This window comes from Patulibacter defluvii, from assembly GCF_034096925.1.
GTDB classification, from domain to species: Bacteria; Actinomycetota; Thermoleophilia; order Solirubrobacterales; family Solirubrobacteraceae; genus Patulibacter; species Patulibacter defluvii.
Window position 1 is genome coordinate 22,794 of sequence record NZ_JAWZSQ010000004.1, and the last position, 24,403, is coordinate 47,196.

25 protein-coding genes are annotated in these 24,403 nt (G+C 75.3%); 16 read left to right on the forward strand and 9 right to left on the reverse strand.

What is annotated here, in order from left to right:
• Positions 1–10 precede the first annotated feature (10 nt).
• A complete protein-coding gene (locus SH587_RS05585) occupies positions 11–673 on the forward strand; it encodes an alpha/beta fold hydrolase (RefSeq protein ID WP_320669589.1) in 663 nt (220 codons plus the stop codon).
• A gap of 13 nt (positions 674–686) precedes the next feature.
• Here SH587_RS05585 and SH587_RS05590 read toward each other — a convergent pair whose 3' ends face one another.
• Positions 687–1,547, reverse strand: coding sequence for an endonuclease/exonuclease/phosphatase family protein (locus tag SH587_RS05590; RefSeq protein WP_320669590.1), 861 nt, complete (start codon positions 1,545–1,547; stop codon positions 687–689).
• A 304-nt stretch (positions 1,548–1,851) separates the two neighbouring features.
• Here SH587_RS05590 and SH587_RS05595 point away from each other — a divergent pair, with 304 nt between their 5' ends.
• Positions 1,852–3,054, forward strand: coding sequence for a calcium-binding protein (locus SH587_RS05595; protein ID WP_320669591.1), 1,203 nt, complete (start codon positions 1,852–1,854; stop codon positions 3,052–3,054).
• A gap of 7 nt (positions 3,055–3,061) precedes the next feature.
• On the opposite strand, the gene SH587_RS05600 is transcribed toward SH587_RS05595, so the two are convergent.
• Positions 3,062–3,844, reverse strand: coding sequence for an inositol monophosphatase family protein (locus tag SH587_RS05600; RefSeq protein ID WP_320669592.1), 783 nt, complete (start codon positions 3,842–3,844; stop codon positions 3,062–3,064).
• 86 nt (positions 3,845–3,930) lie between these two features.
• Positions 3,931–5,325 (reverse strand): amidase, encoded by a 1,395-nt coding sequence (locus SH587_RS05605; RefSeq protein ID WP_320669593.1) that lies wholly within the window; start codon positions 5,323–5,325, stop codon positions 3,931–3,933.
• A 65-nt stretch (positions 5,326–5,390) separates the two neighbouring features.
• Between SH587_RS05605 and SH587_RS05610 the strand changes: the two genes are divergently transcribed.
• Entirely contained in the window at positions 5,391–6,146 is a 756-nt protein-coding gene (locus SH587_RS05610) for an SDR family NAD(P)-dependent oxidoreductase (RefSeq protein WP_320669594.1), read from the forward strand.
• On the opposite strand, the gene SH587_RS05615 is transcribed toward SH587_RS05610, so the two are convergent.
• Positions 6,143–7,117, reverse strand: coding sequence for a hypothetical protein (locus tag SH587_RS05615; RefSeq protein ID WP_320669595.1), 975 nt, complete (start codon positions 7,115–7,117; stop codon positions 6,143–6,145). The genes SH587_RS05610 and SH587_RS05615 overlap by 4 nt on opposite strands.
• Before the next feature lie 119 nt (positions 7,118–7,236).
• On the opposite strand from SH587_RS05615, the gene npdG reads away from it, so the two are divergent.
• The 5 genes from npdG (at position 7,237) to SH587_RS05640 (ending at position 13,617) form a co-directional block, all read left to right on the forward strand.
• Positions 7,237–7,908: an NADPH-dependent F420 reductase gene (gene npdG, locus SH587_RS05620; protein WP_320669596.1), complete on the forward strand. Its 672-nt coding sequence runs from the start codon at positions 7,237–7,239 to the stop codon at positions 7,906–7,908.
• The gene (gene cofD, locus SH587_RS05625) at positions 7,905–8,867 is read left to right on the forward strand and encodes a 2-phospho-L-lactate transferase (protein ID WP_320669597.1); all 963 of its coding nucleotides are present in this window, start codon (positions 7,905–7,907) and stop codon (positions 8,865–8,867) included. The genes npdG and cofD overlap by 4 nt, the downstream gene beginning before the upstream one ends.
• Positions 8,864–9,517: a 2-phospho-L-lactate guanylyltransferase gene (gene cofC / locus SH587_RS05630; protein WP_320669598.1), complete on the forward strand. Its 654-nt coding sequence runs from the start codon at positions 8,864–8,866 to the stop codon at positions 9,515–9,517. Before cofD ends, cofC begins: the two co-directional genes overlap by 4 nt.
• A 3-nt stretch (positions 9,518–9,520) precedes the next feature.
• Positions 9,521–10,261 carry a coenzyme F420-0:L-glutamate ligase gene (cofE, locus tag SH587_RS05635; RefSeq protein ID WP_320669599.1) on the forward strand — a complete coding sequence of 247 codons (741 nt, stop codon included), beginning with the start codon at positions 9,521–9,523 and terminating at the stop codon, positions 10,259–10,261.
• Positions 10,262–10,398: 137 nt separating this feature from the next.
• The gene (locus SH587_RS05640; RefSeq protein WP_320669600.1) at positions 10,399–13,617 is read left to right on the forward strand and encodes a lamin tail domain-containing protein; all 3,219 of its coding nucleotides are present in this window, start codon (positions 10,399–10,401) and stop codon (positions 13,615–13,617) included.
• Positions 13,618–13,669: 52 nt separating this feature from the next.
• Here SH587_RS05640 and greA read toward each other — a convergent pair whose 3' ends face one another.
• Together greA and cofH are read right to left on the reverse strand one after the other, a co-directional pair.
• Positions 13,670–14,143: a transcription elongation factor GreA gene (gene greA, locus SH587_RS05645; protein WP_320669601.1), complete on the reverse strand. Its 474-nt coding sequence runs from the start codon at positions 14,141–14,143 to the stop codon at positions 13,670–13,672.
• A gap of 27 nt (positions 14,144–14,170) precedes the next feature.
• Positions 14,171–16,429, reverse strand: a complete 2,259-nt coding sequence (cofH, locus tag SH587_RS05650; RefSeq protein WP_320669602.1) for a 5-amino-6-(D-ribitylamino)uracil--L-tyrosine 4-hydroxyphenyl transferase CofH — start codon at positions 16,427–16,429, stop codon at positions 14,171–14,173.
• A 176-nt stretch (positions 16,430–16,605) separates the two neighbouring features.
• On the opposite strand from cofH, the gene SH587_RS05655 reads away from it, so the two are divergent.
• Positions 16,606–17,604, forward strand: coding sequence for an ABC transporter substrate-binding protein (locus tag SH587_RS05655; RefSeq protein ID WP_320669603.1), 999 nt, complete (start codon positions 16,606–16,608; stop codon positions 17,602–17,604).
• A 59-nt stretch (positions 17,605–17,663) separates the two neighbouring features.
• On the opposite strand, the gene SH587_RS05660 is transcribed toward SH587_RS05655, so the two are convergent.
• The gene (locus SH587_RS05660) at positions 17,664–18,029 is read right to left on the reverse strand and encodes a hypothetical protein (RefSeq protein WP_320669604.1); all 366 of its coding nucleotides are present in this window, start codon (positions 18,027–18,029) and stop codon (positions 17,664–17,666) included.
• Between the two features lie 72 nt (positions 18,030–18,101).
• On the opposite strand from SH587_RS05660, the gene ygfZ reads away from it, so the two are divergent.
• The 6 genes from ygfZ (at position 18,102) to SH587_RS05690 (ending at position 22,423) form a co-directional block, all read left to right on the forward strand.
• Positions 18,102–19,166 carry a CAF17-like 4Fe-4S cluster assembly/insertion protein YgfZ gene (ygfZ, locus tag SH587_RS05665; RefSeq protein ID WP_320669605.1) on the forward strand — a complete coding sequence of 355 codons (1,065 nt, stop codon included), beginning with the start codon at positions 18,102–18,104 and terminating at the stop codon, positions 19,164–19,166.
• 93 nt (positions 19,167–19,259) lie between these two features.
• Positions 19,260–19,682, forward strand: coding sequence for a hypothetical protein (locus SH587_RS05670; RefSeq protein ID WP_320669606.1), 423 nt, complete (start codon positions 19,260–19,262; stop codon positions 19,680–19,682).
• Positions 19,683–19,805: 123 nt separating this feature from the next.
• Positions 19,806–21,032 (forward strand): crotonyl-CoA carboxylase/reductase, encoded by a 1,227-nt coding sequence (ccrA, locus tag SH587_RS05675; protein ID WP_320669607.1) that lies wholly within the window; start codon positions 19,806–19,808, stop codon positions 21,030–21,032.
• A 4-nt stretch (positions 21,033–21,036) separates the two neighbouring features.
• Positions 21,037–21,441, forward strand: a complete 405-nt coding sequence (locus SH587_RS05680; protein ID WP_320669608.1) for a hypothetical protein — start codon at positions 21,037–21,039, stop codon at positions 21,439–21,441.
• 183 nt (positions 21,442–21,624) lie between these two features.
• The gene (locus SH587_RS05685) at positions 21,625–22,119 is read left to right on the forward strand and encodes a guanyl-specific ribonuclease (RefSeq protein WP_320669609.1); all 495 of its coding nucleotides are present in this window, start codon (positions 21,625–21,627) and stop codon (positions 22,117–22,119) included.
• Positions 22,120–22,129: 10 nt separating this feature from the next.
• Complete coding sequence (locus SH587_RS05690; protein WP_320669610.1) at positions 22,130–22,423, forward strand: barstar family protein; 294 nt, start codon at positions 22,130–22,132, stop codon at positions 22,421–22,423.
• Here the strand turns inward: SH587_RS05690 and SH587_RS05695 are convergent, their stop codons facing one another.
• Complete coding sequence (locus tag SH587_RS05695) at positions 22,424–22,711, reverse strand: ATP-dependent Clp protease adaptor ClpS (RefSeq protein WP_320669611.1); 288 nt, start codon at positions 22,709–22,711, stop codon at positions 22,424–22,426.
• A gap of 275 nt (positions 22,712–22,986) precedes the next feature.
• On the opposite strand from SH587_RS05695, the gene SH587_RS05700 reads away from it, so the two are divergent.
• A complete protein-coding gene (locus tag SH587_RS05700) occupies positions 22,987–23,469 on the forward strand; it encodes an OsmC family protein (RefSeq protein ID WP_320669612.1) in 483 nt (160 codons plus the stop codon).
• Here SH587_RS05700 and SH587_RS05705 read toward each other — a convergent pair.
• A complete protein-coding gene (locus tag SH587_RS05705) occupies positions 23,466–24,338 on the reverse strand; it encodes an MBL fold metallo-hydrolase (RefSeq protein WP_320669613.1) in 873 nt (290 codons plus the stop codon). The two genes, SH587_RS05700 and SH587_RS05705, sit on opposite strands and share 4 nt — an antisense overlap.
• Between the last annotated feature and the right edge of the window lie 65 nt (positions 24,339–24,403).

The window sequence follows — 24,403 nt, forward strand, 5'->3', positions numbered from 1 at the left end:
GAACACCACGATGGCCACCTACGCACTGATCCACGGCGGCGGCGGAAGCACCTGGGACTGGCACCTGGTGGCGCCCGAGCTGCGGGCGCAGGGCCACCACGTGGTCGCCGTCGACCTGCCGAGCGACCGGCCCGACGCCGACCTCTGGGACCTGGCCGACGCGGTCGTCGCGGCGCTCGGCGAGGCCGAGGACGTGATCGTCGTCGGCCACTCGCTGGGCGGCTTCACCGCGCCGCTGGTCGCCGAGCGGCGGCCGGTCCGCGCGCTGGTGCTGCTGGCCGCGATGATCCCCGCCCCCGGTGAGTCGGTCGGGGACTGGTGGGCCGCCACCGGCCACGCCGAGGCCGCCCCGGAGAGCGGCGGCGACGAGGCGTTCTTCCACGACGTCCCGCCGGCGCTCGCGGCCGAGGCCGGCGCCCACGAGCGCCAGGTCGCCGCCCGCGCGATGGAGCAGCCGTGGCCGCTGACCGCCTGGCCCGCCGTCCCGACCCACGTGCTGCTGGCCGCCGACGACCGCTTCTTCCCGCTCGCCTTCCAGCGGCGGATCGTGGCCGAGCGGCTGGGGATCGAGCCGACCGTGGTGCCCGGCGGCCACTACGCCCCGATCAGCCGCCCGCGCGAGTTCGCCTCGGCGCTGCTGCGGCTGGCCGGCGACGAGGCCCCCGCGGGCTGACCGTGACCCGCCCTCAGGCGGCGCCGCCGGTCAGCTGGACCGTCATCCAGACCGGGCGGTGGTCGGAGGTGTGCGCGGCCAGGCAGCCCTGCTGGAGCAGCGTCACCGGCCCCGTCCGCAGGCCGAAGCCGTCGAACCGGCCGCCGCTGGCGATCGTCGACGGGCACGGCCGGCCCAGCTCCCAGTTGGTCCGCAGGCCCGCCCGGTGGTTGCCGGTGATCGCGCCCCACGCGACCGGGTTGCGGTCGCTCAGGTCCTGGTTCCAGTCGCCACCCGCGATCACCGGGATCCGGCGGCCGTTGCGGAAGCCCGTGACCAGCTGCTGGTAGTGGCCGATCATCGCCTTGTAGGCGTCGCGGTGGAAGGCGTTGGAGAGCGACGCCTTCGGCATGTGGACGCTGATCACGGCCAGCCGGCGACCGGTCCGCCGCTCCTCCAGCACCGCCCACGGCAGGTAGCGCGCCGGCGGGTCGACGCGGCCGCGGCCCTCGTAGCCGACCGCCAGGCCCTTGTCGACCAGCCGGAAGCGCGGCTTCTTGAAGAGGATCGCCGAGGCGCGCTTGAACGGGCCGGCCCGCCAGAACTGGACGATCCCGTACTTGTCGAGCCGCGGGACGGGACCGCCGGGCGCCGCCAGCCGCAGCTCGCGGACCTCCTGCAGCAGGACGATCCCGGGCCGGGTCGCCAGCACGTGCGCGACCTGCGACCGCTCGCCCGCCGGCGAGCTGGTGAAGTCGACGTTGGCGGTCACGATCCGCTGGACCGGCGGGGCGGCCGGCGCGGCGGCCGCGGCCGATCCGGCCGTGGCGGCCAGCGCGACGGTCGCGGCGCCGATCGTCCGGGCGATCGTCCACCTGCGCGAACGACGGTGCATGCTTCCTCCTGGGGACGGGGGGGGTGCGGGAGGACGAGCGGCACACGCGCCGCCCGCCGCTCCCACGGTCTACCGCGGCAACCTAGCGGCGGCGCCCAAGGCCGGCGCCGATCCGCCCGTTTCGCCCCTCCGGGCCTGCGTACAGCGGCTCGGGCATCGGCGATTCGCCTAGTTCGCGTCCGCTAGCTCATGGACACGATGTTCGTCGCCGTACGATCGTTCAGTGCCTACCTCCCGGACCCACGGGACCCGCGTTCGTACGGGTCGCCGAACGCCCGCCGTCGCCGCCGCCGCGGTGATCGGGATGCTCCTCCTCACCGCGTCATCCGCACCGGCCGCCACGGTCTTCGGAACGCCCGCCAGCGACCGCTGGCGGACCACGTCGCCCGGCGGCGACACGATCTACACCGACGGCGGCCACGACGTCGTCCAGGGCGGCCCCGGACCGGACGTGGTCTACGGCGAGGGCGGCCACGACGAGCTGGCCGGCGGCGGCGGCAACGACCGCCTCGACGGCGGCAGCGGCAAGGACCTGCTGGCCGGCCAGGACGGCGACGACACGCTGCTCGGCGACGTCGGGGCCGACCGCCTCGACGGCGGCGCCGGCAACGACGTGCTCCAGGGCGGGCCCGACATGGACCGGCTCGTCGGCGGCGACGGCGACGACCAGCTCGACGGCGGCAGCGGCAGCGACCAGCTGATCGGCGGCGACGGCAACGACACGATCGACGCCACCCGCGGCCAGGACTTCGTCGACGCCGGCCCCGGCGACGACGTGATCTACGCCAACGGCCCGAACATGGCCAAGGCGCTCGACTGCGGCCCCGGCCAGGACACCCTCTACGTCGCCCCCGCGACCCTCCAGGGCCTGCGCGACCGCGGCCGGATCGTCGACTGCGAGCAGATCGTCGTCCAGCCGCTGGCCGCCGACCCGCTGCGCGGCGTCCACATCAGCGCCACCGACTGGGGCAGCGGCACGATCACCGGCTCCGAGGGCAACGACGAACTCTACGGCGGCCACGGCAGCAACACCGTCCTCGGCCGCGGCGGCGACGACATCATCTTCGGCGACAACCGGCCCGACAACGGCGGCCCGCGCGCCCGCCGCCAGCGCGACGTGCTCCGCGGCGACGCCGGCAACGACACGATCTACGGCGGCCGCAACGGCACCAAGACGATCTACGGCGGGCCCGGCGACGACTACCTGCAGGGCGGCTTCGACGACAACGTCGTCCGTGGCGAGGCCGGCAACGACACGATCCGGCTGGTCGGCAACGGCCGCAACCGCGCCTACGGCGGCGAGGGCGACGACACGATCCAGACCGCGACCAAGATCCGCGCGATCGTCGACTGCGGACCGGGTCGCGACACCGTCCGCTACGGCTCGGTCAAGCCGCTGATGCGCAACTGCGAGCGCAAGATCGACGCCTGGGCCGCCCACAAGCGCAAGGTGCGCGCGGCGAACGCGGCCAAGAACGCCGCCAAGCGCAAGGCCCGGCGCCGCTAGCGGCCGCTCAGCGCGGGCCCGCGACCAGGGCCCGCAGCTCGTCGACCAGGGCGGGCGGGGCGACGAGGATCCCCGGCGGCAGCGCGCCGTGGGCATCCAGCCGCTCGACCCGCAGGCCGACCGCGCGGGCGATCACCTCGCCCGCAGCGGTGTCCCACGCCTTCACGCCGTACTCGTAGAAGGCGTCGCCGCGGCCGGCCGCGACCCAGGCCAGGTCGAGCGCGGCGCTGCCGGCCCGGCGGACGTCGCGGATCCGGGGCAGCAGCCCGGCGACGATCGCCGCCTGCTCGCGGCGGACCTCGCTGGCGTAGCCGAAGCCGGTGTAGACGAGCGCGTGGCCGAGCCCGCCCTCCGGCCCCGGGCGCGGGTCGAGCGGCTCGCCGTCGAGCGTCGCTGGCCCGTCGGCGGTGGCGGCGAAGAGCTCGCCGCGGAGCGGGTCGAGGACCACGCCGACCAGGCCCTCGCAGGCGACGCTGACGCACCACTGCGGGATCCCGTAGAGGAAGTTGACCGTCCCGTCGAGCGGGTCGACCACCCACCGACGGCCGGTCGTCCCGGGCACGTCGTCGCCCTCCTCGCCGACGATCCCGTCGTCGGGCACGCGGGCGGCGAGGACGGCGCGGATCGCCCGCTCGGCGGCGACGTCGGCCTCGCTGACCGGGTCGGTGGCGGTGCTCTTGGCGTCGACCCGCAGCGCCGCCAGGTCGCCGGCCCGGGCCAGCAGCTCGGCGGCGCCGGCCCGCGCCGCCTCCTCGGCCACGCGCAGCAGCTCGTCCAGGTCGGCGCTCATCGCTCCATCCTGGCACCCACCCGGCTCGCGTGGCGGGCCGGCCCCGCACGCCGGGGGTCAACCGCCACGCGAGGCGGGGAGGGCGGCTAGTCCAGCGGCGGGCGGTCGCCGACCCAGGGACGCTCGCGCTCCAGCTGGCCGGCCAGGGACAGCAACCGCCGCTCGCTGCCGGCGGCGCCGGCCAGCTGGACCGCCATCGGCAGCCCGGCCCGGTCGCGGCCGACCGGCAGCGAGACGACCGGGTACCCGACCAGGTTCCACAGCGGCAGCGTCGGGATCCGCAGCGCGACGCCGAGGATCGTCGCCAGCGCCCCGCGCCCGTGGAAGGCCCCGATCCGCCACGGCGGGCCGATCAGCGACGGCTGGAGGACGACGTCGAACTCGCGCAGGAACGGGTCGAGGGCGGCGTGCACGTCCGCCTCCCCCGCGCGCGCCCAGCGCAGCGCGCGGTCGGGCACCAGCCGCCCGTGCCGCCGCATCGCGCGGCCGCGCCGCTCCAGCCACTCGGGGTGCGGCAGGCCGGCCACGTCGTCGCCGGCGCCGCGCAGGTAGCGGACGAGGAACTGGGCGAAGGCGCGGACGCCGACCGGCAGCTCGCGCTCGACGACCTCGTGGCCGAGCGCCCGCAGCCGCTCGGCCGTCTCGCGCACCGCCGCCCGCCGCTGGCGCTCGATCGGCGACGGTCCGAGCGGCCCGTTCCAGGCCAGCGCGATCCGCAGCCGGCCGGGGTCGGCGTCGGCCGCCGCCCGGTACGAGCCGCCGTCGGCCTCGCCCGTGGCCGCGCCGTCGGCGGCGATCACGTCGAGCATCGCCGCCGCGTCGGCCACGGTCCGGCCGAGCGGACCGAACACCGACAGGCCGTGCCAGATCTCGCCGCTCGGGGCGGTCGCGACCAGGTCGCGGGTGGTCTTGATCCCGACCAGGCCGCAGAGCGCCGCCGGGATCCGGATCGAGCCGCCGCCGTCGGAGCCGGTGGCGACCCCGACCAGGCCGGCCGCGACCGCCGCGCCGGTGCCGCCCGACGAGCCGCCCGGCGTGTGGTCGAGGCTCCAGGGGTTGCGGGTGGCGCCGCGCGCGAGCGTCTCGGTGAAGGGCCACATGCAGCGCTCGGGCACGTTGGTGCGGCCGACGATCACCGCCCCCGCCGCCCGCAGCCGGGCGACCATCTCGCTGTCGCGCTCGGCCGGCGGGTACTGCGGCCGGCCGCCGAAGCCGGTCGCGTCGCCGGCCACGTCGACGTCGTCCTTGACCGCGATCGGCACCCCCAGCAGCGGCGTCCGCTCGCCGGCGTCGAGCCGCTCCTGGGCGGCGCGGGCGGCGGCCCGAGCCTCGTCGGCGAAGACCGCGCGGAAGGCGTTCAGCTGCGGGTCGACGCGGGCGATCCGGGCCAGCACCGCCTCCAGCAGCTCGGGGGCGGTCGTGCGCCCCTCGCGGAGGGCGGCGGCCTGCGCGTCGCCGCCGGCCCAGAGCAGGTCGTCCATGGGCGGGACGCTACCGCCCCGCCGGCCGCGCCCGCCCGACCGCGGCCGGCTGCTAGAACCAGCCGATGCCCGCCCCCGCCGCCGCCCGCCCCGTCGCCGTCGTCACCGGAGCGAGCAGCGGGATCGGCGCCGCTGTCGCGCGGCGGCTGGCCCGCGAGGGCTTCGACCTGGTGCTCGGCGCCCGCCGCGCCGAGCGGCTGGCCGCGGTCGCGGAGGAGACCGGCGGCCGGGCGGTGGCGCTCGACGTCACCGACCCCGACTCGGTCGCGGCCTTCTGCGCGACGGTCGAGCGCTGCGACGTGCTGGTCAACAACGCCGGCGGCGCGCTCGGCCTGGAGCCGGTCGCCGAGGCCGACCTCGAGCGGTGGCGGTGGATGTTCGAGGCCAACGTGCTCGGGGTCGCGCGGATGACGAAGGCGCTGCTCGACCGGCTGGTGGCCTCGGGCGACGGCCGGGTGGTCGTGGTCGGGTCGATCGCCGCCTTCGAGGTCTACCCCGGCGGCGCCGGCTACACCGCGGCCAAGCACGCCGTCGGCGCGCTCACCCGGACCTTGCGGCTGGAGCTGCTGGGCCAGCCGGTGCGGGTGGTCGAGGTCGATCCGGGGATGGTCGAGACCGAGTTCTCGACCGTCCGCTTCGACGGCGACCAGGCGCGGGCCGACGCGGTCTACGCGGGGATGACGCCGCTGAGCGCCGACGACGTCGCCGACGTGATCGCCTTCGCCGTCACCCGCCCCGCCCACGTCGTCCTCGACCAGGTGGTGCTGCGGCCGCGCGACCAGGCCAGCGCCCGCGACGTCCACCGCACGACGGGCGCCTAGCGCTCGTCGTCCTCGGGCGGCAGCACCACCGGCCGCACCGGCAGCACGACCGCCGGCGCCCGTTCCAGGCCGGCCGCCTCCTCGGGGTCGGCCGGGACCTCGCGCTCGACCGGCCGCAGCGCGATCGCGACCAGCGCCGCGCCGACCACCAGCAGCACCAGCGGCCAGCCGACCAGGCCACCCCCGCCGCGCGCCACCACCAGCAGCGCGGCCACCAGCCCGATCGCCCCCAGCCAGCCCGGTCCCTGCTCGCGGGCGGCCGAGCCGAGCCCGACCAGGCCGAAGCCGCAGGCCAGCAGCAGCAGCTCCCAGCCGCCGCCGGCCCCGCCGCTGCCGGGCGCGACGCCGAGCAGGTCGGCCAGACGATGGTCGGCGCGGACCAGGAAGGTCGCCGAGAGCAGCACCACCGCCACCCCGAGCACGTCGGCCAGCACCACCGCGTGGCGGTAGCGGCGGTCGAAGCGGACCAGGATCGCCCCGACCAGCAGCACCAGCACCGCCACCAGCATCCAGCGGACGCCGGCCAGCGGGTCGTCGCCCGGCCACAGCGCCGCGGCCGCGGCCAGCAACGCGACGATCGCCAGCACGGTGCCGAGCAGCAGCGCCAGCGTCGCGTCGCGGGCCCGCGCCTGGGCCAAACCGCAGAGCGCGCCGACCGCCGCCACCCAGGCGACGGTGCCGGCCGCCGGCCCGTCGCCGAGCGAGGCCCCGAGGACCGCCGCCAGGTGGACCGCGGCGGCGGTCGCGGCGAGGGTGGTGATCGCGTGCAGCAGCTCCTGGTAGGTGCGCGGCCGCCCGCCCTGGACCGGCGAGGCCAGGCCGAGCACGCCCGCCAGCAGCGCCAGTCCGGCGGTCAGGGCCAGCCGCGGGCCGTCGTCCAGGTCCAGCCGCAGCTCGGCCTCGACGACGAACGCCGTAAGCACGACCACCCCGGCGGCGAGCGTGTTCCCGCGGTGCGCACGGACGAGCATCGGACGCGCACGGTCGCACGCCGTGGCCGCCGTTGTCGAGCGGCCGGCCCCCGACACCCGTCCGGCCGTCCGTCCGCGCGTGACGGCGCGCACCGATCGCACACCTATACTCCCCCGTCGTGTTCGGCCCCGTTGCGATCCTCGGTGGAACTGGTCAGCTCGGCTTCGGGCTGGCCCTGCGACTGGCGCGCGCCGGCGTCCCGGTGGTGATCGGCTCCCGCGACGGTGGCCGTGCCCAGGAGGCGGCCGAGCGGGCGAAGGCGCTCGTGCCGTCCGGCGACCTGCGCGGGCTGGAGAACGCCGAGGCGACCGCCGCGGCCGAGAAGGTCGTGGTCGTGGCCGTGCCGTTCGCCAGCCAGGCCGCGACCCTCAAGGGGCTCGCCGAGGTGCTGCGCGAGGACCAGATCGTGCTCGACGCGACGGTCCCGCTCGGCCCCGCGATCGGCGGCAAGCCGACGACCCTGATCGGCGTCTGGCAGGGGTCGGCCGCGCAGCAGGCGCAGTCGCTCGTGCCCAAGGGCGTGCGCGTCGTCTCCGGGCTCCACACGCTCGCCGCCGACCTGCTGGCCGACCTCGACCACGAGCTCGCCCAGGACACCCTGATCTGCGGCGACCGCAAGGCCGACAAGCAGGTCGTGATCGACCTCCTGTCCGTGATCGACGGCCTCCGCTGCGTCGACGCCGGCCGGCTCGAGCAGTCGCGGATCGTCGAGGGCCTGACGCCGCTGCTGATCGGCATCAACATCCGCAACAAGGCCCACGCCGGCATCCACATCACGGGGCTCGCGTGACGCCGGCTCCGCCGGTCGTCGTCCTCGCCGGCGGAACCGGGGGCGCGAAGCTCGCCCGCGGGCTCGCCGACCACCTGGGCGAGCGCCTGGTGGTGCTCGCCAACACCGGCGACGACGTCGAGATCCACGGCGGCCACGTCTCCCCCGATCCCGACCTGGTCACCTTCTGGCTGGCCGACCGGATCGACGAGCGCGGCTGGGGCCTGGAGGGCGACACCTTCACCGTCATGGACGGCCTCCGCGAGCTGGGCGACGACGTCTGGTTCAACCTCGGCGACCGCGACCTGGCGCTCTGCCTGCGGCGCGCGCGGCGGCTGGCCGAGGGCGCCCGCCTGACCGAGACCCTGGCCGAGGCGGCGACCGCGCTCGGCGTCACGGCGCGGGTGCTGCCGCCGAGCGACGACCCGATCCGGACCCGGGTGCGGACCGCCGAGGGCTGGTGGCCGTTCCAGGAGTTCATGATCCGGCGCCTGCGCCAGGAGCCGCCGCCGGTGGTCGAGGACGTCGCCTTCGACGGCGCCGACCGGGCGGTCGCGACCGACGAGGCGCTGGAGGCGCTGCGGACCGCCAGCGCGATCGTGATCGGACCCTCGAACCCGGTGATCTCGATCGGCCCGATCCTGGCCGTGCCGGCGATCCGCCAGGCGATCCGCGACGCCCGCGCGAACGGCGTGCCGGTGGTCGCCGTCGCGCCGTTCGTCGCCGGCGAGGTGATCAAGGGCCCGACCCGGGCGTTCCTCGACTGGGCCGGCGTCGAAGCCGACGCGCGCGGCGTCGCGCGGCTCTACGAGGACCTGCTCGACGGCCTGGTGACCGACGAGGCCGGTCCCGCGATCGACGGCCTCGAGCTGCTGCGGACCGACACGCTGCTGGCCGATCCCGCGGCCCGGCGGCAGGTCGCCGGCGAGGTGCTCGACTTCTGCGAGCGGCTGGCCGCCCGTCGGGGGAGCGCGGCATGAGGACGATCGCGATCGTGCCCGTCAAGCGGTTCAGCAACGCCAAGCAGCGGCTGGCCGACGTGCTGCCCGCCCGCTCGCGGGTGGCGCTGATGCAGGCGATGGTGACCGACGTCCTGATCGCGCTGCGTCGCTCGCAGCTGGTCGAGGGCGTGATCGTCGTGACCGGCGAGCCGGTCGCCGAGCAGATCGCCGTCAACTACAACGCCGAGGTCCTGCCCGACGCGCACGACCTCGGCCACAGCGAGGCGGTCGCCGCCGGCATCCAGTGGGCGCTCGGGCGCGGCGCCGAGCGGGTCCTGCTGGTCCCCGGCGACTGCCCGACCCTCGACCCGTCCGAGGTCGACGGGCTGCTGGCCGCCGACCCGCACGACGGGCCCGAGGTGACGATCGTCCCCGACCGCCACGGCAGCGGCACCAACGCGCTGGTGCTGACCCCGCCCGACGTGATGCCGGCCGCCTTCGGCGAGGGCAGCCGCGCCCGCCACGCCGAGGCGGCCAAGGCCGCCGGCGCCGCGGTCTTCGAGGCCCGGCCGGAGACGCTGCTGCTCGACGTCGACACCCGCGAGGACCTCGAGGCGCTGCAGGCGCGGCTGGACGAGGTCCGCGGCGGCGCGTCGCACACCCGCGGGCTGCTGCCCCGGATCCTCTGAGCCGTGGCCGAGCTGCGCGTCCGCGCCCTGCCGCCGCTGCCCGAGGTCGTCCCCGGCGACGACCTGGCGGCGCTGGTGCGGGCGGTCCACCCCGAGCCGTTCGCGGCCGGTGCGGCGCTGGTCGTCTCGCACAAGGTGGTCTCGAAGGCCGAGGGCGCGATCGTGCGGCTGGCCGAGGTCGAGCCCGGCCCGCGCGCCCTCGAGCTGGCCGCCGTGCTCGACAAGGACCCGGTCGTCGTCCAGGTGGTCCTCGACCAGAGCCGCGAGCTGATCCGGGCCGAGCGCGGGGTGCTGATCTGCCGCACCCACCACGGGCTGGTGGCCGCCCACGCCGGGGTCGACTCGTCGAACGTCGCCGACGGGCTCTGCGTGACGCTGCCGGTCGATCCCGACCGCTCGGCCCGCGAGCTGCGCGACGCGCTGCCCGGCCGCCCGGCGGTGGTGATCGCCGACAGCTTCGGCCGGCCCTGGCGCCACGGCCAGGCGGAGGTGGCGATCGGCTGCGCGGGACTGGTCGCGCTCGACGACCAGCGCGGCGAGCACGACCGCCACGGACGCGAGCTGCGGGCGACCCAGATCGCGATCGCCGACCAGCTGGCGGGCGCGGCCGACCTGGCCCGCGGCAAGGCCAGCGGCCAGCCGGCGGTGCGGGTCGACGGCCTCGACCGCTGGACGACCGACGAGCACGGGCCTGGCGCCGCCCTCCTCCGGCGGGCGGCCGACGAGGACCTGTTCGGCGCCTGATCCGGCGCCGTTCACCGGCCGCTCACCAGCGGTTCACGCGCTGGTGACGCCGACCCGCCGGGGCTGACCTAGGTTCGCGCCAGCAGCCGGCCGCCCCCGCGGCGGCTGCGCCCGTCTCCGTCCGTCGAGAGGTTCCGATGCCCCGTCCCCCGCGCGCCCGCACCGGCGCGCTCCTCACCGTGGCCGGCCTGCTGGCCGCCGCGGCCGTCGCCGCCCCGGTGGCCTCCGCGTCACCGTCCGGCGTCGTCGTCGACGAGTTCCGCTTCCGCGGGCCGGCCGGCGGCAACGACGAGTTCGTCGAGCTGCGCAACAGCGGCACCGCCCCGGTCGCGATCGGCGGCTGGAAGCTCCAGGCCTCCAACAGCGCCGGCACCAACAGCGTCCGCGCGACCGTCCCCGCCGGCGTCACGCTGCCGGCCGGCGGCCGCTACCTGATCGCCAACAACGCGACCAGCGGCTACTCGGGCAGCGCGGTCCCCGACCTGACCTACAACACCGGGGTCACCGACACCGGCGGGATCCAGCTGCGGACCGCCGCCGACGCGATCGAGGACGCCGTCGGCAGCAGCGCCGCCCCGGCCGCCTACCGCGAGGGCGCCGGCCTGACGCTGCCGACCAGCGGCACCGCCGACCAGGCCTTCGCCCGCAACGCGGCCGGCGCCGACACGAACGACAACGGCGCCGACTTCAGCGTCGCCTCGCCGTCGACGCCGACCGCCTGCGGCGACGCCTGCAGCGGGCCCAGCGGGCCGGCCGTGACCCCGATCCACGACGTCCAGGGCAGCGGCGCGACCAGCCCCAAGAGCGGCCAGACGGTCACGATCGAGGGCGTCGTGACCGGTATCGACGACGAGATCGGCGCCAACTACAGCCAGACCTTCCCGGAGGACGCCGGGGTCTACGTGCAGGCCGAGACGGCCGACGCCGACGGCGACCCGCAGACGTCCGAGGGGATCTTCGTCGGCTACGTCCGCGGGCCCGGCAACGACCGCGCGGCGCTGCTCGGCAAGAAGGTCCGGATCACCGGCCAGGTGAAGGAGAAGTTCGGCCTGACGATGATCGCCGAGGCCAACGGCCAGGAGCCGACCGTCCTCGGCGAGGGCCAGGTTCCGCCGGCGGTCGCGATCGACCAGGCGAAGGCCGAGGCCCAGACGGTCGCCGCCGACGGCACCCGCTCCTACTACGAGACGCTCGAGGGGATGCGGGTCTCGCTGCCGGTCGGCGTGGCCAACAGCGGCGGCACGTCGAAGTTCGGCGAGCTGTTCGTGACCCCCGGAACGGCCAAGCAGCGGGTCTTCCGCCAGAACCCGGCCCCGAGCCTGCTGGCGCTGATCGACGACGCCGGCTCCGGCGACCCCGACAACCCCTACGTCCGCGAGCATCCCTCGACGACGCTGGTCCGCGGCAACCTCTTCGCCAAGGTCGAGAACGCCAGCGGACCGCTCGGCTTCGGCTTCTCCAACTACGACCTGGTGGTCCAGGCCGACGGCAAGCCGACCGTGACCGAGGATCCGTCGGTGCCCGCCGTCTACACGGTGCCGGAGAAGGCCGCCGACGAGGTCCGCGTCTCGGGCTTCAACGTCGAGAACCTGTTCCCGCCCGGGGCCGACCTCGACCTGCACACGGTGACCCAGGCCGAGTACGACGAGAAGCTGACCGGGCTGGCGACCGCGATCCGCGAGCGGCTGCGGGCGCCCGAGGTGGTCGCGATCCAGGAGATCGGCGACAGCCAGGGCGCCGCGGGTGGGAAGACCAGCCTCCAGGTGCTGCAGGACCTGGCGACGAAGGTCGGCGGCTACACGGCCTACGCCGAGGAGGGCTTCGACGCCCGCGGGATCGACGTCGGCTTCCTGGTCAAGGACGGCGTCACCGTCCACGGCGGCGCCCGCCAGGTCGGCCGCGACGTGACGCCGACCGGCGGTCTCCGCTGCGGCGACACGAGCCACCTCTTCGACCGTCCGCCACTGGCGCTCGACGTCGAGCCGCGCGCCGGGCTGCGGCTGACGGTGATCAGCAACCACTTCGCCTCGAAGTCGTCGGTCGACGGCTGCCGCGACCAGCAGGCCGCGGTCGTCCGCCAGGAGGCCGAGCGGCTGCAGGCCGCGGGCACCGAGGTGCTGGCGATCGGCGACCTCAACGCCTTCGAGGACGAGACGCCGCTGACCGTCGCCCAGCAGGGCGGGACGCTGACCAACCTCTGGAGCCGGGCGCCCGAGCAGGAGCGCTACAGCTTCATGTACCAGGGCCGGTTGCAGACGCTCGACCACGCGCTGGCCACCCCCGGCCTGTTGCCGAAGGTCCGCGACCTGCGCTACGCCCACCTCGACAACGACTACGCCGAGCGGGCCGACCTGGGCCTGCACGTCTCCGACCACGACCCGCCGCTGGTGACGCTGGCCGCCCCGGCCGCGCCGGTCGGGCCGAAGCTGGAGGCGACCACGCCGACCTTCCCCGACCAGGCCGCGGGCACCGTCGGCCCGGCCCAGACGGTGACGGTGACCAACTCCGGCGACCAGCCGCTGCACGTGTCGAAGGTCCGGATCGCCGACGAGGACGGCGCCTCGGCCGACGACTTCCTGCTGACGGCCGACGGCTGCGGCGACGGCCACGCGATCGAGCCCGCGGGCCGCTGCACCGTCCGGGTCCGGTTCGCGCCCGCCCGTGAGCGGACCGTCTCGCACGCCAAGCTGGTCCTGACCGCCGACGCGCCCGGCACGCACGAGGTCGCGCTGACCGCCACCAGCACCGCGCTGCCGAGCGGACCGGAGGGGCCGACCGGGCCGGGCGGTCCGCAGGGTCCCGCCGGGCCGGAGGGGCCGACCGGACCGACCGGACCGCAGGGTCCCGCCGGTCCGCAGGGCCCCGGCGGCCCTCAGGGTCCGGGTGGCGCGACCGGACCGCAGGGCCCCGCCGGGCCTAAGGGCGACCGCGGCGCCGGCGGCCCGCAGGGACCGGCCGGTCCCCAGGGCCCCGCCGGGCCGAAGGGCGACCGCGGGCCGGCCGGCAGCGGGCTGACGATCAACGTCAGCATCGTGGTCGGCCGCGTGGCGCGGGCGACCGGCCGCGCGACGGTCCGCCGCGGCGGCACGGCGACGGTCCGGATCGGCCTCCGCAACCAGCGCAGCTCGGCGGTCCGCCGGACGAGCCTGCGGCTGCGGCTGCCGGCGACCCTGACCGGTGGCCGCGCCCGCACCGTCCGCACGACGGTCGGCCGGATCGCCGGTCGCGGCTCGCGCACGGTCCGGCTGCCGCTGCGGGTGGCGCCGACCGCGCGCCGCGGCGTCCACCGGATCCCGCTGCGGGTGACGGTCGGCGGCCACAGCGTCAGCCGCATGCTCCGCGTCAGCGTCCGCTGACGGCCGCCGCACGCACGCCCGGGCGGTCCCGCGACCGCCCGGGCGACCGGCGCTAGGCGCCGATCGCGTCGATCCGCAGGTTGCGCGACCCGCGCGGCGTCTGGACCTCGGCGACCTCGCCGACGGCCCGGCCCATGACCGCCTCGGCCACCGGCGACTCGATCGAGAGCTTGCCCTGCGAGACGTCCGCCTCGGCGGCGCCGACCAGGGTCCAGGTCTGGGTCTTGCCGTTGTCGGCGTCGACCAGCGTCACCGTCGAGCCGAAGCCGACCACGTGGTCGTCGGTCGAGACCTCGGTCACGACCGCGTTGCGGCGACGCTCGGCGAGGATCGCGATCCGGGTCTCCAGGTGCGCCTGGTCGTCCTTCGCCTGGTGGTACTCGGCGTTCTCCTTCAGATCGCCCAGCTCGCGCGCCCGCTGGATCCGGGCGGCGATCTCCCGCCGGGCCGGGCCCTCCAGCTCGGCCAGCTCGGCCTTCAGGGCCTCGAGTCCCTCAGGGGTGATCGACTCGCCGGGGGTGCTCATCACACCACGGTAACGCGGACGCGCCAGTCAGGCCGCGTCGCGCAGCGGCAGCGGGTGCTCGCGGCGGATCCCGTAGAGCGTCGTCCGCTCGGCGGCGGGACGGCCGGCGGCGTGGGCCGCGGCGATCAGCTCCGGGGGATCCAGGCGGACGCCGTAGTGCGAGCCGGCCAGCCGCGAGATGTTCTCCTCCATCAGCGTCCCGCCGAGGTCGTTGACCCCCCAGCGCAGGGCCTCGGTCGCCGCCTCCAGCCCCATCTTCACCCACGAGGCCTGGAGGTTGGGGATCGTCCGGCCGAGCGCCAGCCGGAAGACCGCGGTGTGGCGGAGGTTGTCCTCGGCCGAGATCTCCTGGACGCCGTGGGTGCGGCCGAGCCGGGTCTGGAAGGGGATGAACGAGAGCGGCACGAACTCGGTGATCCCGCCGGTCCGCTCCTGGACGCCGCGGACGACGGCCATGTGGCGGGCCAGCTCCCACGGCTCCTCGATGTGGCCGAACATCACCGTCGAGGTCGAGCGGACGCCGGCTCGGTGGGCGGCCTCGATCACCTCGACCCAGCGCGACGCCGGCAGCTTGTTGGGCGAGATCCGCTGCCGCACGCCGTCGTCGAGGACCTCGGCCGCGGTCCCCGGGGTCGAGCCGAGCCCGGCCTCGCGCAGGCGCCCGAAGAGCTCGTCCAGCGGCAGCCCGGAGAGGACCGCCATGTGGTCGATCTCCATCGGGCTGTAGGCGTGCAGGTGCAGGTCGCGGCCGTGGCGGCGGCCCGCTTCCTTCGCGAACCGCAGCCAGCCGAGGTAGTCCTCCAGCTGCCAGTCGGGGTGGATCCCGGACTGGATGCAGAGCTCGGTGGCGCCGTACTCGACCGCCTGCCGGACCCGCTCGTCGAACTCCTGCTCGCCGATCGTGTAGGCGTCGGGCGAGCGCTTCGACTGGCCGAAGCCGCAGAACGCGCAGCCGACGGTGCAGACGTTCGAGATGTTGATGTTGCGGTTGACCACGAAGGTCACCGTGTCGCCGGCCAGCTCGCTCCGCAGCTCGTCGGCGGCGGCGCGGATCTCCTCGACCGCGACCGGATCGCGCTCGACGAAGAGCGCCGTCAGCTCCTGCTCCGAGAGGGCGGCGCCGTCGCGGGCCTTCGCGACCGCCGGGGCGACCAGGTCGCGGTCGACGACGAACGGCGCCTCGCCGCGGCCGGAGGTCCCGCGCGGGATGAAGGTCCAGTACTTGACGGTGATCGTGTCGAGCACCGCCTGATCGACCCACTGCTGGTCGATGTACTTGCCGTAGACGCAGAGCCGCTCGCTGAGGGCGATCCCCTGCGGCTTCAGCAGGTCGCGGACCTGGTTCGGCGACGGGAACGGGTGCTCGGGCGAGATGTGGTCGCCGTTCGACGAGAGCCCGCCGAGGTCGGTCGCGCCGGCCGCCACCAGCCGCGGCCACCAGTCGGCCAGGTTCGGCGGGATCTGGATCCCGACGTCGGGCATCAGCCGCCGGGTCTCGGCGACCAGCTCCTCCATCTCCTCGACGCTGACCGGGTTCGCCCACTCGGGCAGGTCCAGGTGCGGCGCGTCCTTCCAGCCCAGGCCGCCGCCCTCGGCGATCCCGGTCCGCCAGTAGTCGCGCGCCGCCTGGTCGGCGATCCGGCCGACGTCGCGGCCGTAGTAGCGCTCGTGCGGGACGAAGTTCTGGAGGATGATCTCCTGCAGGTGGCCGTGGCGGCCGTGGACCTCGGCCAGCGCGGCGAGGCTGTCGAACCGCTCCTGGCGCGTCTCGCCGATCCCGACCAGGATCCCCGAGGTGAAGGGGATCTTCAGCTCCCCGGCCGCCTCGATCGTGGCCAGCCGCCGGGCCGGGTGCTTCGACGGCGATCCGGCGTGGACGGTCTCCATCAGCCGCTCGCTGATCGACTCCAGCATCACGCCCTGCGAGGCGGTCACCTTGCGCAGCCGCGCCAGGTCCTCGCGCGAGACGGCGCCGAGGTTCGTGTGCGGCAGCAGGCCCCGCTCGAGCGCCCGCTCGCCGGCCCAGACGACGTAGGCGACGAAGTCCTCGTGGCCCCAGGCGTTCAGCTGCGCCAGCACCTCGGGGTGGCTGTCGGGCTGCTCCCCGGTCAGGATCAGCAGCTCCTTGGTGCGCCGCTTGACGGCCTCGTCGAGGATCTGCTCCACCTGCTCGGGCGTGTGGAGATGGAACTTCCGCGTCGCGAACGCGCAGTACTTGCAGACCGAGCTGCAGGTGCGCGACAGCGACAGGGTGTGGTTCCGCGAGAACGTGACGCGCCGGCTCATCCCGCCGCTGAGTCTACGAACCGGCGCAGCGTTCCCCTTCGCGACGGGCCGCAGCCCCTCCGAAGCGCGGGCGCGCGACCATTCGGGGCATGTCTGGATCGCAGGACCCTCGCTGCCCGGCCACCCGCGACGCGCGCCCGCTCCGCCGGCGACGTTCGAGGTTGGTGATCCGGCCGTTGGCGCTCCTGGCGAGCGCGGCGCTGCTGGCGGGCTGCGGGGGATCGGGCGGAGACGACGGATCGACGACCACCGCGCCGGCGCCGAAGCGGACCGCCCTGGCCCTGACCCTCGACTTCGCGCCGAACGCCGTCCACGCCGGCCTCTACCTGGCCCAGCAGCGCGGGCTCTACCGCGACCGCGGGCTCGACGTGAAGATCAACGTGCCGGGCTCGGGCGCCGACGGCACCAAGCTGCTGGCCGCCGGCCGCAGCGACCTGGCCGTGCTCGACATCCACGACCTGGCGATCGCCCGCGAGAAGGGCGCCGACCTGGTCGCCGTCGGGGCGCTCGTCCAGCGGCCGCTCTCGTCGCTGGTGGCCGCCCCCGGCGTCCGCCGCCCGCGGGCGCTGGAGGGCCGCAAGGTCGGGGTCACCGGGCTGCCGAGCGACGACGCCGCCGTCGACCAGATCGTCCGCGGCGACGGTGGCGACCCGCGGCGGGTGCGGCGGGTGACGATCGGCTTCGAGGCCGTCGCCGCGGTCCTCGGCGGCCGGGTCGCCGCCGCGACCGCGTTCTGGAACGCCGAGGGCGTGGCGGTCCGCGCCCGGCGGCCGAAGGCGCGGATCTTCCGCCTCGACGAGTACGGCGCGCCCCGCTACCCGGAGCTGCTGCTGGTCTCGACGCCGAAGCTGCTGGCCCGCGAGGGCGACGCGATCGAGCGCTTCCTGGCCGCCACCGCCGAGGGCTACCAGGCGGCCGGCACGACCCCGACCGGCCAGAGTCAGATCGTGATCGACGCGCTCCAGAAGGGCTCGGGCGACAAGACGATCGACCCCTCGACGACCGCCGAGCAGCTGCGCGCGGTGACGCCGGCCTTCCTCGACGGCCAGGGTCGGGCGCTGACGATCGACCGCGCCGCGATGACCCGCTGGGCGCGCTGGGAGGCGAAGGTCGGGATCGTCGAGCGGGCGCCCGACGTGGCGCGGCTGGTCTGGGAGCGGGCGCCAGGCGGCTGAGCGCCGCCGGATGTGACGTTCCGGACGCGGGGCGACCGGAACGTCGCGGACGGCCGCGGTCAGTGGGCCCGGAGGCGGCGGAACTCGGCCCGGGCCGTCTCGCCGCGGCCCCACATCGGCTCGACCTCGGCCCGGCCGACCCGCACGTCGCGGACCACCAGCTCGCCGTCGAGCCCGGCCTGATCGAGCAGCGAGAGCGCGCTCTCGACCGCGGTCGGGGCGGCGGCGTGGCCGAAGCGGTGGGCGACGAGGATCCGCCAGTGCCACTCGCTGCGCGAGTAGGGCTGGGCGTTGCAGGTCGTGGTCACGTAGGTCGCCGCCTCGACGTAGCGATCCTCGTCCGCGATCCGCAGATCGAGGGTCAGGTCGGTCCAGTCGTCGGGCAGCGAGTCCAGGACCCGCTTGAACGTCTCCACGAGCGCCATTGCCGGGGACGATAGCGCCCGCACCGCCCCTGCCGGCGGGGCGCCGATCGGCGCGCGCTACATTCGGGCGGCATGAGCGATCAGCCCCAGCGACCGGTCGTCGCCGCCGTCCCCCCCGCGCCCGTCGACGAGGTCGACGACGCCGAGGTCGAGCGCGGCCACCGGGTCCTGACCGAGGGCGTCGGCGTGCTCGACCGTTCGGCCGCCGGCAAGCTCTCGCTGACCGGCACCGAGGCCGCCGGCTTCCTGACCGGCCAGGTGACGGCCGACATCGAGGCGATCGCGCCCGGCCACGGCAGCTACGCCGCGCTGCTGACGCCGAAGGGCAAGATCGTCTGCGACCTGCGGGTCCTCAACCTCGACGGCGAGCTGTTCCTGCTCTGCGAGCGGGTCGGCCTGCAGTCGCTCTTCGACCAGCTGCGCCGGCACCTGATCGGCTTCGACGCCGAGCTGCACAAGCAGACCCTCCAGCGGTCGCTGCTGTCGCTGATCGGCCCCGGCGCCGGCGCGCTGCTCGGCGACGCCGCCGCGGGCCTCGGCCCGGCCGAGCACGACCACGTCGCGGCCGAGATCGGCGGCCGGCCGGTGCGGCTGGTGCGGACCGCCGAGGGCGTCGACCTGCTGGCCGCGGCCGAGGACGGCGCCGCCGTGCTGAGCGCGCTGCGCGAGGCCGGCGCGGTCCCGGTGCCGGAGGCCGCCGCCGAGATCGTCCGCGTCCGCGCCGGCCGTCCGCGGCTCGGGCAGGAGATGGACGACGGGGTGATGCCGGCCGAGGTCGGGATCGTCGACCGCGCCGTCAGCTTCACCAAGGGCTGCTACGTCGGCCAGGAGACGGTCGCGCGGCTGCACTGGCGCGGGCGTCCGAACCGCCACCTGCGCGGCCTGCGGCTGGAGCGCAGCGTCCCGCCCGGCACCGTGCTGGTCGCCGACGGGCGCGAGATCGGCCGCGTCACCACCAGCGTCCGCTCGCCGGTCGACGGCCCGATCGCGCTGGCCCTCGTGCGGCGCGAGATCGAGCCCGGCGACCGGGTCACGCTGCGGCCGGCCGACGGCTCGCCCACCAGCGCCCGGGTCGTGGCGCTGCCGTTCGACGCGCCGCGCGCGGCTCCCTCCCACCCCGTCCCGCCCGTCGGGTAGGGTCGCGCCATCGGACCTCGGGTAGGGTTGCGAGCGAAGTCGCTCGCGCACCCGCCCGAGCGATGTCGTTGGAGAGCCTGGGAATCGATGCACGTGGCGCGCAGATCAATCGTGGTGCTGTCGGCGGGACTGGCCGTCGCCGGCCTGTCGGCCTGCGGCCGGATCGACCCCAAGGACAAGCCGAGCGGCTCGCGGCCACCGGCCCAGATCCTGCTGACCGCCGCGATCACCGACCGCGGCGTCGACCTCTCGCGCGGGAAGGTCGGCGGCGGGCCGGTGCGGATCGTCATCAGCAACCAGACGAAGCGCAACCTGCGGACGACGCTGGTCGGCCGCGACGGCGACCGGCGCGGCACCAACGCGATCGCGCCCGGGCAGGTGGCGGCGATCCAGGCCACGCTGCAGCCCGACTCGACCTACCGCCTGCGGACGGCCGGCAGCGATCCGGTTCGCCCCGCGGTGCTGCGGGTCGGCGGCCAGCGCAAGAGCTCCGACGACGAGCTGCTGCTGCCCTAGATCGGGTCCTGGAAGCGCCCCACGCCGTTCGGGCGCTACGCCGGGTAGGCTTCCCGGCCGCACCGAACGACCGAACGGACGAGGCGCTTTCAGATGGCAGTCGACCTGACCCAGATTCACGCCGTGGACACCGCCCCCGGCGAGCTCCCCGCGAAGATGGCCGCGTGGGTGATCCGCGAGGATCGCCTCGGTGAGCCGAAGGACGCGATCCAGCTCGAGGAGGTCGACGTCCCCGAGCCCGGTCCCTTCGAGGTGATCGTCCGCGTGATGGCCGCGGGCGTCAACTTCAACAACGTCTGGGCGGCGCTCGGCAAGCCGGTCTCGGTCTTCAAGTACGGCGACCACCCGGAGTTCGGCCACCACATCGGGGGCTCGGACGCGTCCGGCGTCGTCTGGAAGGTCGGCGAGGGCGTCACCCGCTGGAAGGCCGGCGACGAGGTCGTCGTCCACTGCAACCAGGCCTCGTACGAGGACGTCGAGGTCCACGGCCTCGACCCGCTGGCGGCCCCGTCGCAGCGGATCTGGGCCTACGAGACGACCTGGGGCAGCTTCGCCCAGTTCTGCAAGGTCCAGGCCCAGCAGCTGCTGCCGAAGCCGAAGCACCTGAGCTGGGCCGAGGCGGCCTCCTACGGGCTGACCTACTTCACGGCCTACCGGATGCTGATGGACCAGGCCAAGATCCAGGCCGGCGACAAGGTCCTGATCTGGGGCGCCGCGGGCGGCCTCGGCGTCTTCGCGCTGCAGCTGGCCAAGGCGGCCGGCGCCGAGTCGGTCGGCGTCGTCTCGTCGGACGAGAAGGGCGAGCTGGTCAAGCAGCTCGGTGCCCGCGACTACATCAACCGCGCCGACTTCGCCGGGATGATGCGCAAGGGCGGCGAGTCGCCGGAGGAGGAGAAGGAGCGCTTCCTCGTCTCGCGCGCGTTCTCGAAGCGGGTGGCCGAGATCCTCGGCGGCGCGCCCGACATCGTCTTCGAGCACGTCGGTCAGGCCACGTTCCCGACCTCGGTGCTGGCGGTCAAGCCGTTCGGCAAGGTCGTCATCTGCGGCGCCACCTCGGGCTACAACCTCGACTTCGACGTCCGCTACCTGTGGATGAAGCAGAAGGAGATCATCGGCTCGCACTTCGCGAACGCCTGGGAGGCGACGCGCGCGAACGCCCTGATCGACGAGGGCAAGGTCAAGCCGGTCCTCTGGCGGACGCTCGCCTTCGACCAGGTCGCCGAGGCCCACCAGCTGCTGCGCGACAACAAGCACCTGGGCAAGATCGCGATCCTGGTCGGCGCGACCGACGAGGATCAGGGCCGCGACGCCGAGGGTCCTGGCGCGATTCGCGCGGAAGTGGGAGCCTGAGGGCATGGCGCTTGCTGTCCACCTCCCCTACTACGCGACCGGCCTCCGGCACGACCAGCTGGCCGAGGCGCTTGAGGCCCTGACGCCCGAGCTGCTGCGGGTCGGCGCGCTCGAGGTCCGCGTCGACCGGTCGAAGGAGGACGCCTACCGCTTCCGCCAGGTGATCCACGTCGCGGACAAGGCGACGTGGGCGAAGGTCTGGAACAGCGAGCCCTTCGTCGCCTTCCGGACGACCAAGATCGCCTGGTACCAGAAGCCGCTGGCCTACGAGCTCTACGAGCCGCTGACGACCGGCACCGCGGCGGGCGTCAGCGACGTCCGCGGCGAGGCCCCGGCCGACGCGCCGGTGGCGGGCGAGGCGAGCGCCTCGCCCCCGCTGGTCGGCAGCTCCGCCGGCCAGTCCGCCTGAGCCAGGCCCCTCCGGGGCCCTTCCGTGCCGCACGACGGCCCGCCGATCCGGCGGGCCGTCGTCGTTTCGGGCCCGGGGTGGGCCGTGGGGTCGGTGACGAAGCGGTGAAGGCCGTTGACGAACGTCCGACCGGCCTGCTGGGGTTGCGGTGTACGCCCGGCTCCTCGCGGGCGCCCCGACCGCATGACCCCGATCCGCTCACGTTCCCTGCTCGCCCTCGTCGTCGGCCTGGCGCTGGCGCTGCCGCTCGCCGCCTGCGGGAGCGACGACGGCGGCGACGGCACGACCGACGGGGCGACCCGCAGCGGCCTGGTCGGCGGCAGCGGGACGTCGTCGACCCGCGGCGGGTCCACGACGCGGATCCGGGTGCCGTCCGGGGCCGAGGGCCTGGGACGGGTCACGGTCGCCCAGCTGCCGCCCGAGGGGCGCGCGACGCTGCGGCTGATCGCGGTCGGCGGGCCGTTCCCCCACCGCCAGGACGGGGTCACGTTCCAGAACCGCGAGCGGATCCTGCCCGACCGGCCGCGCGGCTACTACCGCGAGTACACGGTCCGGACGCCCGGCAGCCCGACCCGCGGCGCCCGCCGGATCGTCACCGGCCGCCAGCCGGCCGAGCGGTACTACACCGCCGACCACTACGACAGCTTCCGCCTGATCGTCGGGACCGACCGTCCCTGAGAGGAGCACGATGGAGACCCTCGTCATCGACCTCGACGGCGTCCTCGACCGCGGAGCCCTGATGCGGGCGTTCGCGCGCGACCTGCCGACCCCCGCCGGCTTCGGCGCCAACTGGGACGCGCTCGCCGACGTCCTCCGCGACCTCTCGTGGCGACCGGCGGACGGCTACCGGCTGGAGCTGCGCGGCGCCGGCCCGCTGACCGTCGCCGACCCCCGCAGCTGGCAGATCCTGCGCGAGATCCTGGACGAGGCCCGGGCCTTCTGGTCGGCCCAGGACGTCCCGTTCGACGTGGCGATCGGGTAGCTACGCCTGCTCGAGCGGCGCCATCGTCAGGCCCGCGTCGCGCAGCTGCTCCCAGTAGTGCTCGGCCAGCTCCTTGTGGCCGGTCCAGACGACGGCCAGGCCGGCGTGGTGGATCCGGTCGGCCAGGCGGAAGCCCGCATCGACGTTGACCCCGGGGATCACCCGCGCGAGCGTGGTGGCGACGTGGTCGAACGTGTTGTGGTCGTCGTTGCGGACGATCACGTTCCACGCCCCGCCGAGGCCGGTGCCCGGATCGGCGGCGCGCGTCTGCTCGATGGTCTGACTCACGGCGGTGCAGGGTAGTCGGTGGGCCGCGCCTCACGCGGACAGGTCCCCGAGCGTAGCCGCTGGAGGGGCGCGCGTGAGCACGGATCGTCCCGACGGTCTATCGCCATCTCGCCGGCGTCGCGGGCGCGAGGTGGCGCTTCGGTGTCCTGGCGACGTCGGATCGCGGTCTCGCGCCCGGCGCGGCTCGCGAGAACGCGCGTCGCCCGGCCAACCTCCGGCGGATCTCCGCCGACCGGCTTGACGGACCTCGGCCCGCGGCCGAAGCTGGACGGCCGATGAGCGAGACCGACGCCGCCGTCCACCGCTACCCCGCCGTCACCCGCTGGCACGGCTCGACCGGCGTCGGCTACGACCACTACGACCGCAGCCACGAGACCAGCTGCGCGCCGATCGCCGCGCCGCTGGTCCTGAGCAGCGATCCGGCCTTCGGCGGCGACCCGGCCGAGCTCGACCCCGAGCGTTTGCTGGTCGCCGCGGCCAGCTCCTGCCAGCTGCTGAGCTTCCTGGCCGTCGCCGCTCGCGCCCGGATCGACGTGATCGACTACGTCGACGAGGCGTTCGGCGAGATGCCCGAGGGCGGACGGCCGATGTCGATCGAGCGGATCACGCTGCGCCCGACGGTCACCGTCCGCAACCGGGTCGGCGAGCAGCGGCTGCGCAAGCTGACCGACCTGGCCCACCGCGAGTGCTTCATCGCCAACAGCCTCCGCAGCGCGATGACGATCGAGCCGACCTTCCGGTTCGTCGACGGCGACTAGCGCTCGACCGGCGCGATCGCCCCGGAGCGCTCGCCGACCTGCTTCCAGTAGCGGGCCAGGCCGGCCCACAGGCCCTCGAACGGCCCCGCCGCGTAGTACGTCGGCAGGCCCTCCTCCCCCGCCCGCGTCAGCACCCAGTCGCGGATCCAGTCGGCCATCCCCTGGGCGTCGGTGGTACGAGCCGCGCGGGCGAAGACGTCGAGCGCCTCGTGCATCCCGGCGATCTGCTCGTCGACGTCGCCGACGGTGACCCCGAAGTGCATGTAGGCCAGCGCCCGCGGGTTCCACGACGCGACCGTGTCGAGCGACGCGTGCCAGAGCGGCGGGTCGATGTCCGGCGGCGGGGTCGGCGGCAGCGCCGGGCCGCCGTCGATCCGGATCCCGGTCACGTCGCCGGTGTAGGCGACGCCGCTGTCCTCGTGGAAGTAGCAGACGTGGTGCTGGGCGTGGCCGGGCGTGTAGGCCACCCGCCAGGGCCCGATCTTCTCGCCGCCGGTCAGCACCCGCAGGTTCTTCTCCGGCACCGGCACGACCCGGCCCCAGAGCAGGTCGAAGGCCTCGCCGAAGACCTTGCGGGCGCTGGCCACCAGCCGCGTCGGGTCGACCAGGTGCTTCGCGCCGCGCTCGTGGACCCAGACCTCGACGTCCGGGAACCGCTCGACCAGCGCGCCGGCGGCACCGGCGTGGTCGAAGTGGATGTGGGTCAGCAGCACCCGCTCCGGCTCGGCCCCGTCGAGCCCGGCCAGCAGCTGCTCGATCCCGCTCTCCGCCCCCGGGTCGACGATGTGGCCGTCGAACCAGTGGGCGCCCATCGCCTTGGGCTTGCCCAGGTGCATCAGGTCGATCGTGCGGGGCAGGTCGGAGCTCACCGAGCGGACCCTAGCGATCCGGCGTCGCCGATCCGGCGGCGAGCGGGCCACCCGATCGGAGGGGC

Coding starts and splice junctions, on each gene's coding strand:
- SH587_RS05660 (WP_320669604.1), bottom strand. CDS start 18,029: ATGGCGCTCGTGGAGACGTTCAAGCGGGTCCTGGACTCGCTGCCCGAC.
- SH587_RS05615 (WP_320669595.1), bottom strand. CDS start 7,117: ATGCTCGTCCGTGCGCACCGCGGGAACACGCTCGCCGCCGGGGTGGTC.
- SH587_RS05680 (WP_320669608.1), top strand. CDS start 21,037: ATGGCGCTTGCTGTCCACCTCCCCTACTACGCGACCGGCCTCCGGCAC.
- SH587_RS05640 (WP_320669600.1), top strand. CDS start 10,399: ATGCCCCGTCCCCCGCGCGCCCGCACCGGCGCGCTCCTCACCGTGGCC.
- SH587_RS05605 (WP_320669593.1), bottom strand. CDS start 5,325: ATGGACGACCTGCTCTGGGCCGGCGGCGACGCGCAGGCCGCCGCCCTC.
- SH587_RS05610 (WP_320669594.1), top strand. CDS start 5,391: ATGCCCGCCCCCGCCGCCGCCCGCCCCGTCGCCGTCGTCACCGGAGCG.
- SH587_RS05600 (WP_320669592.1), bottom strand. CDS start 3,844: ATGAGCGCCGACCTGGACGAGCTGCTGCGCGTGGCCGAGGAGGCGGCG.
- cofC (WP_320669598.1), top strand. CDS start 8,864: ATGAGGACGATCGCGATCGTGCCCGTCAAGCGGTTCAGCAACGCCAAG.
- SH587_RS05685 (WP_320669609.1), top strand. CDS start 21,625: ATGACCCCGATCCGCTCACGTTCCCTGCTCGCCCTCGTCGTCGGCCTG.
- SH587_RS05590 (WP_320669590.1), bottom strand. CDS start 1,547: ATGCACCGTCGTTCGCGCAGGTGGACGATCGCCCGGACGATCGGCGCC.
- SH587_RS05700 (WP_320669612.1), top strand. CDS start 22,987: ATGAGCGAGACCGACGCCGCCGTCCACCGCTACCCCGCCGTCACCCGC.
- ygfZ (WP_320669605.1), top strand. CDS start 18,102: ATGAGCGATCAGCCCCAGCGACCGGTCGTCGCCGCCGTCCCCCCCGCG.
- SH587_RS05585 (WP_320669589.1), top strand. CDS start 11: ATGGCCACCTACGCACTGATCCACGGCGGCGGCGGAAGCACCTGGGAC.
- cofH (WP_320669602.1), bottom strand. CDS start 16,429: ATGAGCCGGCGCGTCACGTTCTCGCGGAACCACACCCTGTCGCTGTCG.
- greA (WP_320669601.1), bottom strand. CDS start 14,143: ATGAGCACCCCCGGCGAGTCGATCACCCCTGAGGGACTCGAGGCCCTG.
- SH587_RS05595 (WP_320669591.1), top strand. CDS start 1,852: ATGCTCCTCCTCACCGCGTCATCCGCACCGGCCGCCACGGTCTTCGGA.
- SH587_RS05690 (WP_320669610.1), top strand. CDS start 22,130: ATGGAGACCCTCGTCATCGACCTCGACGGCGTCCTCGACCGCGGAGCC.